At 62.8% G+C, this 14,472-nt stretch carries 12 protein-coding genes; 7 read left to right on the top strand and 5 right to left on the bottom strand.

What is annotated here, in order from left to right:
• The first annotated feature begins 7 nt into the window (after positions 1 to 7).
• The 7 genes from Q5Y75_RS08505 (at position 8) to Q5Y75_RS08475 (ending at position 7,792) form a co-directional block, all read left to right on the top strand.
• Positions 8 to 307, top strand: a complete 300-nt coding sequence (locus Q5Y75_RS08505; RefSeq protein WP_306196252.1) for a (2Fe-2S)-binding protein — start codon at positions 8 to 10, stop codon at positions 305 to 307.
• Positions 250 to 735 (top strand): bacterioferritin, encoded by a 486-nt coding sequence (gene bfr, locus Q5Y75_RS08500; RefSeq protein WP_306196250.1) that lies wholly within the window; start codon positions 250 to 252, stop codon positions 733 to 735. Before Q5Y75_RS08505 ends, bfr begins: the two co-directional genes overlap by 58 nt.
• Positions 722 to 2,245 (top strand): di-heme oxidoreductase family protein, encoded by a 1,524-nt coding sequence (locus Q5Y75_RS08495; protein WP_306196248.1) that lies wholly within the window; start codon positions 722 to 724, stop codon positions 2,243 to 2,245. Before bfr ends, Q5Y75_RS08495 begins: the two co-directional genes overlap by 14 nt.
• Positions 2,246 to 3,241, top strand: a complete 996-nt coding sequence (locus Q5Y75_RS08490; RefSeq protein WP_306196246.1) for an imelysin family protein — start codon at positions 2,246 to 2,248, stop codon at positions 3,239 to 3,241. It begins immediately after the preceding gene.
• Between the two features lies 1 nt (position 3,242).
• On the top strand, positions 3,243 to 4,322 hold the full coding sequence (locus Q5Y75_RS08485; RefSeq protein WP_306196244.1) for a DUF1513 domain-containing protein: 1,080 nt from the start codon (positions 3,243 to 3,245) through the stop codon (positions 4,320 to 4,322).
• Between the two features lie 301 nt (positions 4,323 to 4,623).
• Entirely contained in the window at positions 4,624 to 6,315 is a 1,692-nt protein-coding gene (locus Q5Y75_RS08480) for a thiamine pyrophosphate-binding protein (RefSeq protein WP_306196242.1), read from the top strand.
• On the top strand, positions 6,290 to 7,792 hold the full coding sequence (locus Q5Y75_RS08475; protein ID WP_306196240.1) for an FG-GAP-like repeat-containing protein: 1,503 nt from the start codon (positions 6,290 to 6,292) through the stop codon (positions 7,790 to 7,792). The genes Q5Y75_RS08480 and Q5Y75_RS08475 overlap by 26 nt, the downstream gene beginning before the upstream one ends.
• Before the next feature lie 124 nt (positions 7,793 to 7,916).
• Here Q5Y75_RS08475 and Q5Y75_RS08470 read toward each other — a convergent pair whose 3' ends face one another.
• From Q5Y75_RS08470 to Q5Y75_RS08450, 5 genes are all read right to left on the bottom strand, one after another.
• Positions 7,917 to 9,104 (bottom strand): GAK system CofD-like protein, encoded by a 1,188-nt coding sequence (locus Q5Y75_RS08470; protein WP_306196238.1) that lies wholly within the window; start codon positions 9,102 to 9,104, stop codon positions 7,917 to 7,919.
• Positions 9,105 to 9,165: 61 nt separating this feature from the next.
• A complete protein-coding gene (locus tag Q5Y75_RS08465; RefSeq protein WP_306196235.1) occupies positions 9,166 to 10,182 on the bottom strand; it encodes an AbrB family protein in 1,017 nt (338 codons plus the stop codon).
• A 74-nt stretch (positions 10,183 to 10,256) separates the two neighbouring features.
• Complete coding sequence (locus tag Q5Y75_RS08460) at positions 10,257 to 11,657, bottom strand: pyridoxal phosphate-dependent decarboxylase family protein (RefSeq protein ID WP_306196233.1); 1,401 nt, start codon at positions 11,655 to 11,657, stop codon at positions 10,257 to 10,259.
• Position 11,658: 1 nt separating this feature from the next.
• Complete coding sequence (locus tag Q5Y75_RS08455; RefSeq protein WP_306196231.1) at positions 11,659 to 12,738, bottom strand: PLP-dependent cysteine synthase family protein; 1,080 nt, start codon at positions 12,736 to 12,738, stop codon at positions 11,659 to 11,661.
• Positions 12,739 to 12,900: 162 nt separating this feature from the next.
• Positions 12,901 to 14,466, bottom strand: coding sequence for a winged helix-turn-helix domain-containing tetratricopeptide repeat protein (locus tag Q5Y75_RS08450; protein ID WP_306196228.1), 1,566 nt, complete (start codon positions 14,464 to 14,466; stop codon positions 12,901 to 12,903).
• Positions 14,467 to 14,472 lie beyond the last annotated feature (6 nt).

Raw genomic sequence — 14,472 nt, 5'->3', positions numbered from 1 at the left:
TGCACCCATGATTGTCTGTCACTGCCAAAACATTTCGGACACCGAAATCGACGCCGCCATCGACTGGATGCGCGCCTCGGACCCGCAGGCCCTGATCACACCGGGCAAAATTTATCGAGCACTTGGCAAGGCCGCGGATTGCGGCGGCTGCATGCCACTTTTCTTAGACTCCATGAGAAAAAACGATAACTTGGAAATACCCGTTCAACTCCGGTCCCTTAGGGGCGGAGCAACAAAGGAACCCAGCGAATGCAAGGCGATAGCAAAGTCATTGAATACCTCAACGAGTCTCTCCGGCACGAACTGACGGCGGTCAGCCAGTACTGGCTGCACTACCGGCTGCAGGATGATTGGGGCCTGGGCCATATGGCCAAGAAAAGCCGCGAGGAATCCATCGAAGAGATGGAACATGCCGACAAGCTGATCGAGCGGATCATCTTCCTGGAAGGCCATCCCAATCTGCAAAAGCTGAACCCGCTGCGGATTGGTCAGACCCCGAAGGAGACCATGGAATGCGATTTGGCTGCCGAGCAGGAGGCGCAGGCGCTTTACACCGAGGCGCGGAAATACTGCCAGTCGGTGGGCGATTTTGTCTCGATGGCGCTGTTCGAGGGGTTGCTGGCCGATGAAGAGGGTCATATCGACTTCCTCGAAACCCAGCTTGAACTTCATGACCGGATCGGTGCGGAAAACTATGCGCAGCTCAACGCATCGAAAATGGATGAGGCTGAGTAGCCTTGTTGTTCTGGCCGGGCTGATCGGCCCGGCCAGCTTCGCGGCAGAGACAGAGACCGCGCCGCTGCGCGACCGGCATCTGAACGTTCTGCCCCGGACCGAGGAAGAGACCGCGCGGATCGCCGCCATCACCGCCCCGGCCTCGGATTTTTCGCGACCCCAGCAATTCGAACACCTGTCTGCAGGGGCCGCCACCGTGCGGGCGCGCAGCGATGCGGATGCGTTCTCGCAACCCTCGGCCAATCTGAGCTTTGAGCAGGAGCTGGATTTCCGGGTCGGCAACGGGCTGTTCAAGAAGATCTGGGTGTCGTCGCCCTCATCGACCCTGGCCTCTGACGGGTTGGGGCCGCTTTATAACGCACGCGCCTGCCAGCGCTGCCACATCAAGGACGGCCGCGGCCATCCGCCGCTTTCGCCCGATGACAGCCCGGTATCTTTCCTGCTGCGGATATCTGTTCCCGGCGAGGCGGGCGCGGAAGCGATCGAGGGCTATCTGGCGACGCAGCCCGACCCGGTCTATGGCGAACAACTGCAGGATTTCGCCTTGCCCGGTCATTCGGCGGAATACACGCTGCGCATCACCTATGAAGTGATTGATCTGACCCTGTCGGAGGGCGAGCAGGCGACATTGCGCAAGCCGATCTATCATGTGGATGATCTCGGTTATGGACCGTTGCACCCTGAGGCGATGCTCAGCCCGCGCGTCGCACCACAGATGATCGGGCTTGGCCTTCTGGAAGCCATTCCAACGGCGGATATTCTGGCGCGCGCCGATCCCGAGGACGCGGATGGCGATGGCATATCGGGCCGCGCCAATATCGTCTGGTCGCTGGAACAAGGCCGCCCCATGCTGGGTCGGTTCGGACACAAGGCGGGTCAGCCCACCATAAGCCAGCAATCAGCGGCCGCATTTTCCGGCGATATCGGGATTTCCTCGCCGCTCTTTCCCGCGCCTGCGGGTGATTGCACCGAAGCGCAGGTGGATTGCCTCGCCGCGCCGCATGGCGACGACCCGGTGCGCGTGCATGAGGTGGATCAGGTGGCGCTGGACCTCACCAGTTTCTATAGCCGTAATCTGGGCGTGCCCGCCCGGCGCGACGTGGATGACCCGGACGTGCTGCGCGGCAAGCAGGTGTTCAATGAGACCGGCTGCGTGTCCTGCCACTCGCCCGCCTTTGTCACCCATCGGCTTGAGGACCGCCCCGAGCACAGTTTCCAGCTGATCTGGCCCTATACCAACATGTTGCTGCATGACATGGGCGAGGGGCTGGCCGATAACCGCCCCAAGGGCCGCGCCACCGGACGGGAATGGCGCACGCCGCCGCTTTGGGGCATCGGCCTGACCGAGCAGGTCTCGGGCCACACCCGGTTTCTGCATGACGGGCGCGCGCGCTCGCTGCTTGAGGCCGTGCTGTGGCATGGCGGTGAGGCGCAGGTCCAGCGGGATGCGGTGATCGAGATGCCCAAACGTGACCGTGACGCCCTGATCCGATTTCTGGAGAGCCTTTAGATGATACGCGTGTTTGCCCTGTGCCTGATGTTCTTCCCCGGTGCTGCTCTTGCCCAGTCGCCTCTGGTGCAGCAGGTGGTCGACAGCCATGTCCTGCCGGGGTTTCAGACGCTGGCGCAGCGCACCGAGGCGCTAAAAGCTGCCAGTGTTGAGGCTTGCACCGGCCTTGAGGCGCCCTATCACGACGCGTTTGATGCCTGGATGGCCGTGTCACATCTGCGCTTTGGCCCAACCGAGACGCAGGATCGCGCCTTTGCCATGGCCTTCTGGCCTGACACCAAAGGGTTCACGCCGAAAGCGCTGTCAGCGCTGATCGCGGATCAGGACCCGGCGGTGAAGAACCCGGCGCAGTTTTCTGAGGTGTCTATAGCTGCGCGGGGCCTCTTTGCGTTGGAGTTTCTGCTGTATGATGCCCAGCTTTCGACGGCGGGCGAGGACGGCTATCGCTGCGATCTGATCCGCGCCATTGCCGAGGACATGGACCGGATCGCGGTCGATATCCTGTCCGACTGGGCGCCCCATTATGCCGCGCTGCTGACCGCGCCCGGCCCCGACAGCCGCTATCGCAGCGACGAGGAAGCGGCGCAGGAACTGTTCAAGGCACTCACGACGGGGCTGCAATTCACCTCTGATACACGGCTGGGCCGCCCGATGGGCAGTTTCGACAAGCCGCGCCCGAACCGCGCCGAGGCGCGCCGCTCGGAGCGGTCGCTGCGCAACGTAATCCTGTCGCTGGCCGCGCTGCGCGAACTGGCGGCGCTGCTCTCGCAGGGGCATCCCGGGACGGCGGCGGAACTTGATGCCGCGTTCGATCGCAGCATTGCGCTGGCCGAGCGGCTGGAGGATCCGGTTTTCGCTGGCGTCGCCACGCCGCAGGGCCGGTTCCGGGTCGAGGCGCTGAGGAACAGCATCGACGAGATTCGCGCGATCGCCGCAACCCGCCTTGGCCCGCAACTGGGCGTCGCGGCGGGGTTCAATTCGCTGGACGGAGATTGAGATGACCACGCGGCGCCGTTTTCTTGCCGGTCTCGCGGCAACAGGGACACTACCGGCAACGGGTTGGGCCGAGGTCGGCGCGCCGGATTATCTGGCCGCCGCCCTGTTTCCCGATGGTTCCTACCGCCTGGCTGGGCTGCGTGCCTCGGGTGAGATGGTCTTTGACCTGCCGCTGCCCGGTAGGGGTCATGCCGCCGCCGCCCATCCGTTTCGGCCCGAGGCGGTGGCCTTCGCCCGCAGGCCGGGCCGGTTTGCACTGGTGATCAATTGTCTGTCCGGCCAGCGCATTGCTACGCTTGATGCGCCTGCGGGGCGGCATTTTTACGGCCATGGCGTGTTTTCGCGCGATGGCCGAACGTTGTTCGCCACCGAGAACGATTATGACGCAGGGCAGGGGGTGATCGGGCTCTGGGATGCCGCGCGGGCGTATGCCAGGATTGGCGAGATGCCTTCGGGTGGGGTCGGGCCGCATGACATGGTGCTGATGCCGGATGGCGAAACACTGGCCGTGGCCAATGGCGGGATTGAGACCCATCCCGATACCGGGCGCGCCAAGCTGAACCTGCCCTTCATGGAGCCGAGCCTGACCTATATGGGGCCAGAGGGTGAGATTCTGGAGCAAGTTGCGCCACCGTCGAGCCAGCACAAGAACTCGATCCGCCATCTGGCGCTGCGCGACGACGGGTTGCTGGGTTTTGCGATGCAATGGCAGGGCGAAGCAACGTTGCATCCGCCCTTGCTGGGTCTGCACTGGCGCGGCTCTGACCCGGTGTTTCTGGCCGCGCCAGAGGCGGAGCAGGCGCGGACCCAAGGCTATGCGGGCAGCATAGCCTTTTCACACGATGGCACGCGGGTAGGGATTACCGCGCCGCGCGGCGGCGCGCTGCATGTGTTCGATGCGGATGGTCACAGTTTTGCTGGGGCGCATGAGATCGCGGATGTCTGCGGGCTCGGCGCGGGGCCGTCGGGGTTTTTCTTCACCGCCGGGACCGGCCTGATCGGACGGCTGGGGCAGGGGCGGCCCGCCGGTCTGTCCCATTCAGGGTGCCAATGGGACAACCATCTGGTTGCGCTGGCCTGAGCTGCGGAGCTATTGCGGGTGGTTTAGATAGGATTGCCGTTCAGATCACCGATTTCTGTTCTTCGGGATCAAGGTCAAAGTTCCGGATTGCTGAGGGCATATCGATCTGACTTCCAGCGCGACGCTCAATCGCTTACTCGTGGGAACCCTGACACGCTCGATGGGGATCGGCCCTCGATAAGTTATCGATTGGAGAAGCGAAGGCTGGGCCTCCGGCTGCGCAAACTTGCCAAGATCGCGACCCGGCCTCTAGGTTAGAAGCAGCTCCCAGTTTTTGAGGACAATCGCGAGAGGTATTGCCATGGCATCAGAGCATTGGACGGTCGGGTCATATCTGGCGCGGCGCTTGCAGGAGGCCGGGATCAGCGACTATTTCGCAGTGCCCGGAGACTACAATCTGGTGCTACTCGATGAGTTGCTGAGCAATCCGGACCTGCGGATGATCAGTTGCTGCAACGAGTTAAACGCAGGATACGCCGCGGATGGCTATGCGCGTGCAACCGGTGGTCCCTCAGCGGCTGTGGTCACCTTTTCGGTGGGCGGGTTGAGCCTGCTGAACGCGGTGGCCGGGGCCTATGCCGAGGACCTGCCGATGATCGCCATTTCCGGCGGCCCCAACACCAATTCCGAGGCCGAGTGGGAATATCTGCATCACACGCTGGGCGAGGTCGATTACGGCTATCAACGCGAGATCTTCGACCGGGTCACCGCCGAGGCAGTGCGCATCCATCACCCCTCGCTGGCCCCGGTGGCGATTGACCGGGCCATCGATACCGCGATGCTGCGCCGTAAGCCAGTCTATATCGAGATCGCCTCGAATATCGCAAATGCGCCAACCTCTGCGCCGATTTCCCGCAGCTTTGCCCGGCAGGTCACCAGTGATCCGAGCTCTCTGGCCGCCGCCGTCGATCACGCGGCCACGGTTTTGAACGCCGCCGCACGCCCGATCTTGATCGCGGGCAGCAAGACCCGCGCGGCGCGAGCGGAACCGGCCCTGCGCGCTCTGGCCGATGCTTGCGGCTATGCACAGGCGGCAATGCCCAATGCCAAGAGCTTTCTGTCCGAGGCGCACGAGAATTACATGGGAATCTACTGGGGCCCGGTCAGCACGCCGGGCTGCGGTGAGATCGTCGATGCAGCCGACGCACTGCTTTTTGCCGGGCCGGTCTTTACCGACTACACAACAACGGGTCATCAGCTTGGGTTTGACAGGTCCAAGGCGGTGATTGCGCATCCCATCTCGGTCCAGTTGGGCGAGACAAGGTACAGCAATGTGCGCATGGACGAATTTCTGGAGGCGCTGAGCGGGCGGCTGGCTCCGAATGACGGCGCAGTCAAGGCCTTTGAGCGGGTCCGCACCCCGCGCCATGTACCCGCCCCCGGCGCCACTGAAACTCCGTTGACCGTGCGCCAGCTTTTTGCACGAATCGAGAGCCTGCTGCGGGTCGACAGCACCCTGCTGGTCGAAACAGGCGATTCCTGGTTCAACGGCATAGATGTTGCGTTGCCCGACGGAGCGCGGTTCGAGATCCAGATGCAATATGGCTCAATCGGCTGGTCGGTTGGCGCAACGTTGGGCTACGCGCTTGGCAAAAGCGATGGCCGATTGATTTCCTGCATCGGTGACGGCTCGTTCCAGCTGACCGCACAGGAAATCTCGACCATGATCCGCTATGATGCGAACCCGATCATCTTCCTGATCAACAATGGCGGCTACACGATTGAGGTGGAAATCCATGATGGCCCCTATAACACGATCAAGAACTGGGACTATTCCCGGCTGATCGAGGTGTTTGGCGCGGGCGAGGGCAAGGCCTGGAATACACGGGCAACCACCGAGGGCGAGTTGGATGAAGCCATCGCCGAGGCGCAAGGCCGGGACGGTTTGTGCTTCATTGAGGTGGCGATCGACCGCGACGATTGCAATGTCAACCTGCTGCGCTGGGGCAATCAGGTGGCGCGCAACAATGGACGTCCCAATCGCTGCAGGTAATCTCATGGGTCGCAAAGGTTTGCGCATCATCTGGGTCGTGATCAGCCTGCTTGCCGGGCTGTCGCCCGCCTTGGCGGCGCCTTATCCCGAAAACCCGATGGTGTTCGAACTTGATATCCCGCTCACCTCGCCCAAGGAAGGCGGGTTGTTTGCCCATGACCTGACCGGGGATGGCAATATGGATTTCCTCATAACAGCGCCGGGCCATATCGCGGCCTATTCGAACAAGGGCGCGCCACTCTGGCATATCCGGGACAACATCAATCTGGGCAAAAGCGCGCAGGGGTTTTCATTTCCGGGCACCCATGGACCGGGAGCGATTGCAGGAGACATGGACGGCGACGGTGCCGAGGAACTGGCCTACCTGCGACCCGATGGCACGCTGGTCATCCGCGAGGGCGGAACCGGTCAGATCAAACGGAGCTACGACTTTCCAGGGGCGCAGGGAGTGGCGATCGCCGATTTTCGCGGCACCGGTGATCGCGATGCGGTGCTGCAATACTCGCAGAACGAATTGCGGGCCATCAGCCTGGAAACCGGTGAAACGTTTTGGCATGTAACCGATTGGCAGGGGGTGGAGCACGGCATTGTTCGGGTGCTGGACCTGGATGGCGATGGCCGCGACGAAGTGCTGGGGCCGATCCTGCTGGACTCTGCGGGGCAGGTGCTGCGCTCTGCCGCGCGTGAGGGCACCAAAATGAACAGTTTCGACAGCCTAGCGGTGGGCGACATATTACCCGCGCCGGGTTTGGAGATTGCGCTGGCAGAACAGCATGGCAACGACGAGACAATCGTGATGGGTGTCACTGGCCCGGGCTGGTGGCGGCATCATGAACCGGGCGGCATCTGGGCCATTGGCGAATGCCGCCGCAGGGAAGACCCCGACAAATTGGCGGTGGGCGAGTTCGATCCCGATCATCCCGGCGAGGAGGTCTTTGCCCGTTCCTCCTGCGGCAACCACCCGTGGGTGATGGCCGGGGATGGCAGCGTGATCGCGTCCTGGTCGGTAAGCGACACCGCTCCGCCGGGCTGGTGTCATGTGGGCGATTGCCGCGCTGACCCGGAGGCGAATTTCCTTCAGCGGCTGAACGACCGTATCAAGGTGGATCTGCGCGGTGGGCGCAGCCCGCGCCGTGGCGAATACGGGATCGACCTCGTGCGCCCGGTGCATTGGGACGGGACCGGGCGGCAGCTGCTGTTTGTGACCGAGCGCCATATCGACGGTCAGATCGCGCTGGTGGATGCGCTGACAGGCGAATTCCTGCGGGTCTGGCCGACAGAGGCGGCGCGAACCTATGCGGCCGATGTGACCGGGGATGCCCGCGAAGAGCTTATCGTGCTGGAAGCCCGGCCTCAGGGGTCCACGCTCAAGATATTCTGGAACGACGAGCCGGCCAAAGCAGTGACGCAAGACCGGCTGTGGCAGGACCGCGCGTATCGGCGGGGGCGGCAGAACTGGAACTACTACTCGCCCTGAGGCTGGCATTTGGTGATTGTGAATTGTCAGGAGTGTCTCCACGTGGACTGCACTCTGCATACATGCCTCAATATTTGACAGGAGGCTTGAAATAAACACCCTTGCCGAGACGTTCTTATCGTCTTCAAGACAGAGAGATCAGCATCTCGCAAACCGGGTTCGGGTCATAGCGGTCGATGCGGTCGGGACGGGCAAGTTTTAGGGGCAGGCAGGGAATTCCGAACCGGGCTTCGACCTCTCGCTGCTGGTCCACGGGCGTGGCCTCGGCATCGCAGATCACGGCGGAGAGCAGCGACTGGACCGGGCAGTCGGCACCCGCATCGGCGCGCAGGCAAGCCAACAGGGTGGCGACCTGATCCGGCAGGGTCATCCCGAGGCATTCGGGGTCATGGCCGAGGCTGGGCAGGTAGATTTTGGGTACACCCCGCGCGGCGATCGCCCGTCCAGTTCCGGCAGGCAGCAGATTGGCCAGGACACTGGTGTAGAAGCTGCCGGGGGGATAGCAGATCAGGTCTGCGCGGTCGATCAGGCGCCGGTTGCGTTTGGGCAGCGGCACCGAGTTCGCCGCAAGGCGCGTATCATCACGAGTCAGGAAAAGCTCGCGGATCGGCGCGGTGATAGGCGCGGTTTCCTTGCCGGTCAGGTCTCGCTGGCCGAGTACGATCTGACCATCCTCCAGTTCCGCTCCTAGACCCAGCGTGTCATCGACGATGGCCCGTACCGTGCCGCGCACATCGACCATCTTGGACATCAGAAACAGCACCGGCTCCAGCGCGCGATCATGGCTCAGATAGCCGCCTGCAAGGATCAGATTGCCGGTGCTGGCCCCGGACAGATCGAACCCGTCGGGGCGGTGCTCGGCAAAACTGCGCAGCTGTGACAGGATCAGACGTCGCATGGGCTGGGTGATGCTGCGCATGCGCTGATGCTCACCGGAGAGCAGCGCGCGGAATTCCTCCTCTTGCGCTGTGGTGCTCGCATCCAGAGGAAAGCGGTAACTGAACAGACGGAAGATGTCGGGCTGGCCCAGCTCTGTCTCATCGGCCAGTGCCATTAATCGGCTGCGCAGGTCGCCTACGGCTGGCATGTCAAAGGCCTGTCTCAACACCTGCGAACTGCCGCCGCTGTCGAACGGTGTGATCAGGTGGATCGAATTATGGGTATAGAGCTTGAGCCGTCGCGCAATGTCGTTGAGTGCGCTACCTCCGCTGAGAAACAGCAGGCGGGGCCCCAGATGGGGCAGGCTTCTGGCCCGCGCCACGCGCAGCGGGTCCGGGATATCGGCGCGGCGCGAGATCAGCAGGTCTGACACCGGTGGGGCTCTCCAACATGTTACCCTTTGCCTATAGCAGCAGCGGATACAAGCGGCTAGCTCAGCGCAGCCAGCGTCCAACCAGGGGCGCACCGATGATCACCGTGATCAGCCGGGTCAGGTGGTGCGTGACCACATAGGCCACATCCGCCCCAGCAATCAGCGCGATCACGGTCATTTCCGCCTGTCCGCCGGGAGAGAAGGCCAGGATCGCATCGACCGGGTCCGAAAGGCCCAGCAAGATCACGATCTCCATGAAAATCACTGACAGCACGGCCAAGACGAGCGTGAACCCCAACCCGGCGACAACGATCCGGCGCAGTTCCGCCACCGTCAGCCCGATATAGCGGACCCCCACCACGATACCGATGAAGAACTGCGCGGCCAGGATCGCCTCGGCCGGGGGGCGCTGGTCGATCAGCCCGGCAAGGCTGGCGATCGTGGCCAGGATCATCGGGCCGAGTATGGCCGCGCCGAACATGCCGATGGCGGCGGCGATGCGCCACCCGGCGATGGCGATGACGGCCATCAGGGCTAGCTGCTGAAACGGCACATCGGCCAGGGGTTTGCCGGGCGGGTTTGACAGGTCCAGGTCGAAGACCTCAGTCAGAAACAGCGGCAGCAGGCTGATGATAACTAGAACGCGGGTGGCGTGCACCAGGCTGAGAACCCGGGCCGAGCCGCCCGCCTCTTCGCCAAAGACCAGCATGTCCTGCAATCCGCCAGGCATTGCGGCGTAATAGCTGGTGGCGGGATCAAAACCCCAGAGTTTGCGGAAATACGGATAGCCGATCAGACCGATCAACAGGATGAAAGGCGGAATCAACGCGATGGACGCGGCCATATCGGGCAGTCGTACCACGACAGCGGGCGTGATCGAAGCCCCCACGGCCACGCCAAGGATCGTGCGCATACCGGCGCAGAGCCGCTCCGGTGCGCGCAGATCGACCCCCAGAAGTGCGGCAGCCAGACAGGCAAACATTGGCCCTAACAGCCAGGGCAGAGGCAAACCGACCACGATAAAGATGGCGACGCCGACAAGTGCGATGACAAGCGTACGCAAGATGGGGGAGTTCATGGCGGTCTCGGCAAAATGGACTAGATTTTGTATACCATTGCATACCAAAATGCGCAAGCCGAAAACATGAAGGGTTAGAGCCCGTCCCGGACCTGTGCCCAAGCCTCCAGAATGGCCTCGGCGGCCGGGTTGGCATCGAGCAGGGCGGTGGCCTCGCAGATCACTGAAAGACGCAGGACCCATCGGCCACGCCATCTGGCACCCCCTGCAAACAGGGCGCCCTGTTCGCGCAGGGCTTCAATAACCTGCTCGGTGGCAATGTCGCAGCCCGCGCCCGTGCCAAAGCGCAGGATGATCTGGTTGAGGTTAACGTCGTTCAAGATCGTGATGCCCGGCTGACCGGTCAGCCGCTCAGCGATCTGGCGGGCAATCCCGCAGTGTCGCCCAACCATGTCAGCGACGCCTTGACGGCCCAGGCTGCGCAGCATTGCATAGGTCGGCACGCCACGCGCGCGGCGGGACAGTTCGGGCACCAGAAATGAGGGGATTCTTTCCTGCGCGGCGCGCTCGGGCAGATAGCTTGCGTCAATGCCCATCGCTGCCTCCAATGCGGTACGGTCGCGCACGATGGCATATCCGCTGTCAAACGGGGTTTGCAGCCATTTATGCCCGTCCACGGCCCAGGATTGGGCGCGCTTGATGCCATGCGTCAACGCGCGATATTCCGGATGCGCCCGCGCCCAGAGGCCAAAGGCCGAGTCCACATGCAGCCAAGCATTATGCTCCGCCGCGATATCGGCAATCGTGTCGAACGGGTCAAAGGCCCCTGTGTTTATCTGACCGGCCTGTGCGATGATCACTGCCGGGCCGGGTTGTTGCGCCATCTGCCTTGCCAGATCGCCCGGGTCCATCCGGCCCTGATCGTCGGTGGCGATCCGCTGCACACGGCGGCGACCAAAGCCCAGATATCCCAGCGCAGAAAAGACCGAGGTATGGGCGTCATCGCCCAAAAAAACCGAGACCGGCGGCGCGCCGAACAACCCGTCCTGATCGGGGTCCCAGCCATGGCGGCGCAATACCGCGCCGCGTGCCGCCGCAAGCGCGGTGAAGTTGCCGACCGTAGCACCGGTGACAAAGCCCACGGCGGCATCACGCGGCAGATCGAGAATATCGAGCAGCCAGCGTTCTGCCACCTGCTCCAGCGCCGACACCGTGGGTGAGCTGGTGTGAAAGGCTGCGTTCTGGCCCCAGGCGCTGACCAGCCAGTCCGCGGCCACCCCTACCGGGGCCGAGCCGCCCAGCACCCAGCCGAAAAACCGCGGATGCGCCATCGGTGTCAGGCCCTGCGTAGCGGTTTCCGCGAGATCCCGGATGACATCCGCGCCCGGTTCTCCGGTTTCGGGAAGGGGTGCGTCATAGAGGGCCAGCATCTGCGCATAATTGCGTGCCGCTTTGCAGGGGGCGTCTGGCAGACCCTGTCGATAGGACAGGGCCTGCGCGCAGGCCAGCTCCAGTTCTGCGAGAGGCACGGTCATGTCAGGGCATGTGATAACCGGGTGTCGAGGTCGATATCTCGATCTCTTCCTCGGTCATCTCCTCGGCGATGTCGTCAAAAAGCGGAGTCGACAGGTAGCGCTCGCCGGTGTCGGGCAGCATGCACAGAATGGTTGAACCCGGTTCGGCCTTTTCGGCGACTTCCATCGCGATGGCAAAGCTGGCTCCACCGGAAACACCGGTCAGGATGCCCTCTTGGGCGGCCAGTTTCTTGGCCCATTCCACACCAACCATGCCCGCGACCGGGCGCAGGTCCTGGTAGTAGCCGCCATCAATGGCCTCCTGCAGCACGGCGGGGATGAAATCCGGGGTCCAGCCCTGGATCGGATGCGGCTCGAACGCTGGATGGCTAGCGGCTGGCGCGTTGTCGGCACCGCGTTCCTGTGCATGACCGCTGCCGATCAACTGTGCGTTGGCAGGCTCAGACAAGATGATTTTTGTCTCTGGACGCGCCTCGCGCAGCACGCGGCCCACGCCGGACACTGTACCACCGGTGCCGTAGCCGGTGACAAAATAGTCCAGTCGCTTGCCATCGAAATCGCTCAGGATTTCCTGTGCCGTGGTGGTCGCGTGAATCTCTGCATTCGCTTCGGTTTCGAACTGGCGGGCCAGCAGCCAGCCGTGTTTTTCGGCCAGTTCCACCGCCTTGCGGTACATGCCAAAGCCCTTTTCAGCGCGCGGGGTCAGGATGACTTTGGCCCCCAGCATCCGCATCAGTTTGCGCCGCTCGACCGAGAAACTGTCGGCCATGGTGACCACCAGCGGATAGCCTTTTTGAGCGCAGACCATTGCCAGCCCAATGCCGGTATTGCCGCTGGTCGCCTCGACCACGGTCTGGCCGGGTTTGAGCGCGCCGCTGCGTTCGGCAGCCTCGATGATGTTGATCGCCAACCGATCTTTGACCGAGCCTGCCGGGTTGAACGCCTCGAACTTCACATACATGTCGACATGATCGGGAGCGATATTGTTCACCCGTATGGCAGGTGTGTTGCCAATCGTATCCAGCACATTGTCATACGTGCGGCCCCGGCCCTTGGTAGTTCTGACGGTTTCGGTGGTCATAATGCGTCCCTTTGTCTGACTTTCAATGCAATCTCGGATGAACCGTCGACGACGTGTTCGTCTCCGGCCTATGACATCAAGCTATGCGCAAGCAGCCCCGATGTCTTGAGGGCTGTCTGGGGAAAGCTTGAGGAATTGTGAAAAACGCACCTTGCTGGTCTGTCATTCGATACCATACCGACGCAGCGCCTCTGAGAAACGCAAGCGGTAGCTTTCGTCGCGAAACGGGAACGAACGAAAGAACTGCGCTTGCGTGATTTCTTCTCTTTGACCCCGCAGGCGCTCGGCCCAGATCGCGGCCTCGCTGGGCTTGCCGGCCATGTCATGGATGGCCACCGCGATGGCCCGGATCAGATAATGTGCGCCGGGTGCGTTGGCTGCGCGCTCGACCCACCTTGCGGCCTCATAGTCGCGGTTCTGCTGCGACAGGCTGATCGCTCGCGTTCCCAACATGGCATAGAGCAGCGGGTCGAGCGGGCTGAGCGAACGCGCCTCATCCGACAGGCGGCGGCCCGTCTCGCTGGAGCCGGAGACTGTTTCGGTCCAGGCGCGGGCGTAGAGACCTTGCGCAAAGCTGGGGCTGAGCGAGGTGGCGCGACCCAGCCAGCTTTGCGCGCCAGTCAGATCATCGACCAGCCAGAGCGAGCGCCCCATGTTGAAATTCGTGAACGGGTCCATCGGGTCCAACTCGATCCCGCGCTCGGCGGCCCCGCGAGCGGCGGTGACTGCAACCTCGCGGTCGGTGCCGTAGTGCATGAAAGCGGTCTTGAAATGAGCAAAAGACAGCGCTGCATGGGCACGGGCAAAGCCCGGGTCAAGTGCGATGGCCTTTTCGAACATGGCAATCGCGCGAGCATTGTCGCCCTGGTCAAAGCGATAGAGTGATTGCAGGCCCAGATGATAGGTCGCCCAGACATCAATGTTTTCGGGCGATTGCAGCCGGGCCTTGGCGGCCTCGCTGAGCGGGATCTGCATTTCAACCGCAAAGATCACCTGCGCCACGATGGTTTCGCGGATCTCGTGAACCTCCTCCAGCGAAGACTGGAACCGCTCGGCCCAGATCACCTGACCGTCCGAGGTTTCGGCCAGCTCCACGCTGATGCAGACTTGTCGCCCGATCATCTCGACCGAGCCGGTCAAGCAATACCGCACACCCAGCTTCTGCCGTATTTCGTCCAGATTGCCGTGGTTCGACCGGAACCGGAAGGACGAGCCGCGTGCGATCACCGAAATCCAGCGCAGTCGCGAGATGGCGGCAATCAGCTCATGCGGGATCGCCTCGCCGAGTGTGGCGGCAGTCACGTCGCTGCCCATCACGTCGAAAGGCAGGATTGCCAACGAGGGGCGGCGCGAGGCCTGGGTCCAATCCTCGTCAGGCTGGTCCAGATCAGTCTGGGTGTCCTGTTGCGTCGTGACGGGCGTGGGCTCGATTTCGGCGATCCAGCGCAGGCCCTTGCCATGTACCGTCTTGATCGCCGCCTGCAGCGTACCGGAATCGTCTACAGCACGGCGGGCGGATTTGATACAGGTCGACAGCGCCGCATCCGACACTGCCCGCCCGTCCCAGAGCACATCGAACAGCTCATCCTTGCCGACCAGCCGGTCACGATGTTCAATCAGGTGCTGGATCAGCGCCAGTGCCAGCGGTTCGGCCTCGACAAGCGCATCGCCACGGCGCAATTCCTGCCGCGCGATATCCAGTGAAAACGCCCCAAACCTGTAGATCATCGCCGG

This window comes from Ruegeria discodermiae, from assembly GCF_030758345.1.
GTDB lineage: Bacteria > Pseudomonadota > Alphaproteobacteria > Rhodobacterales > Rhodobacteraceae > Ruegeria_C.
The sequence above is the reverse complement of the archived record's forward strand: the minus strand, read 5'-3'. Positions and strand labels throughout refer to the sequence as shown.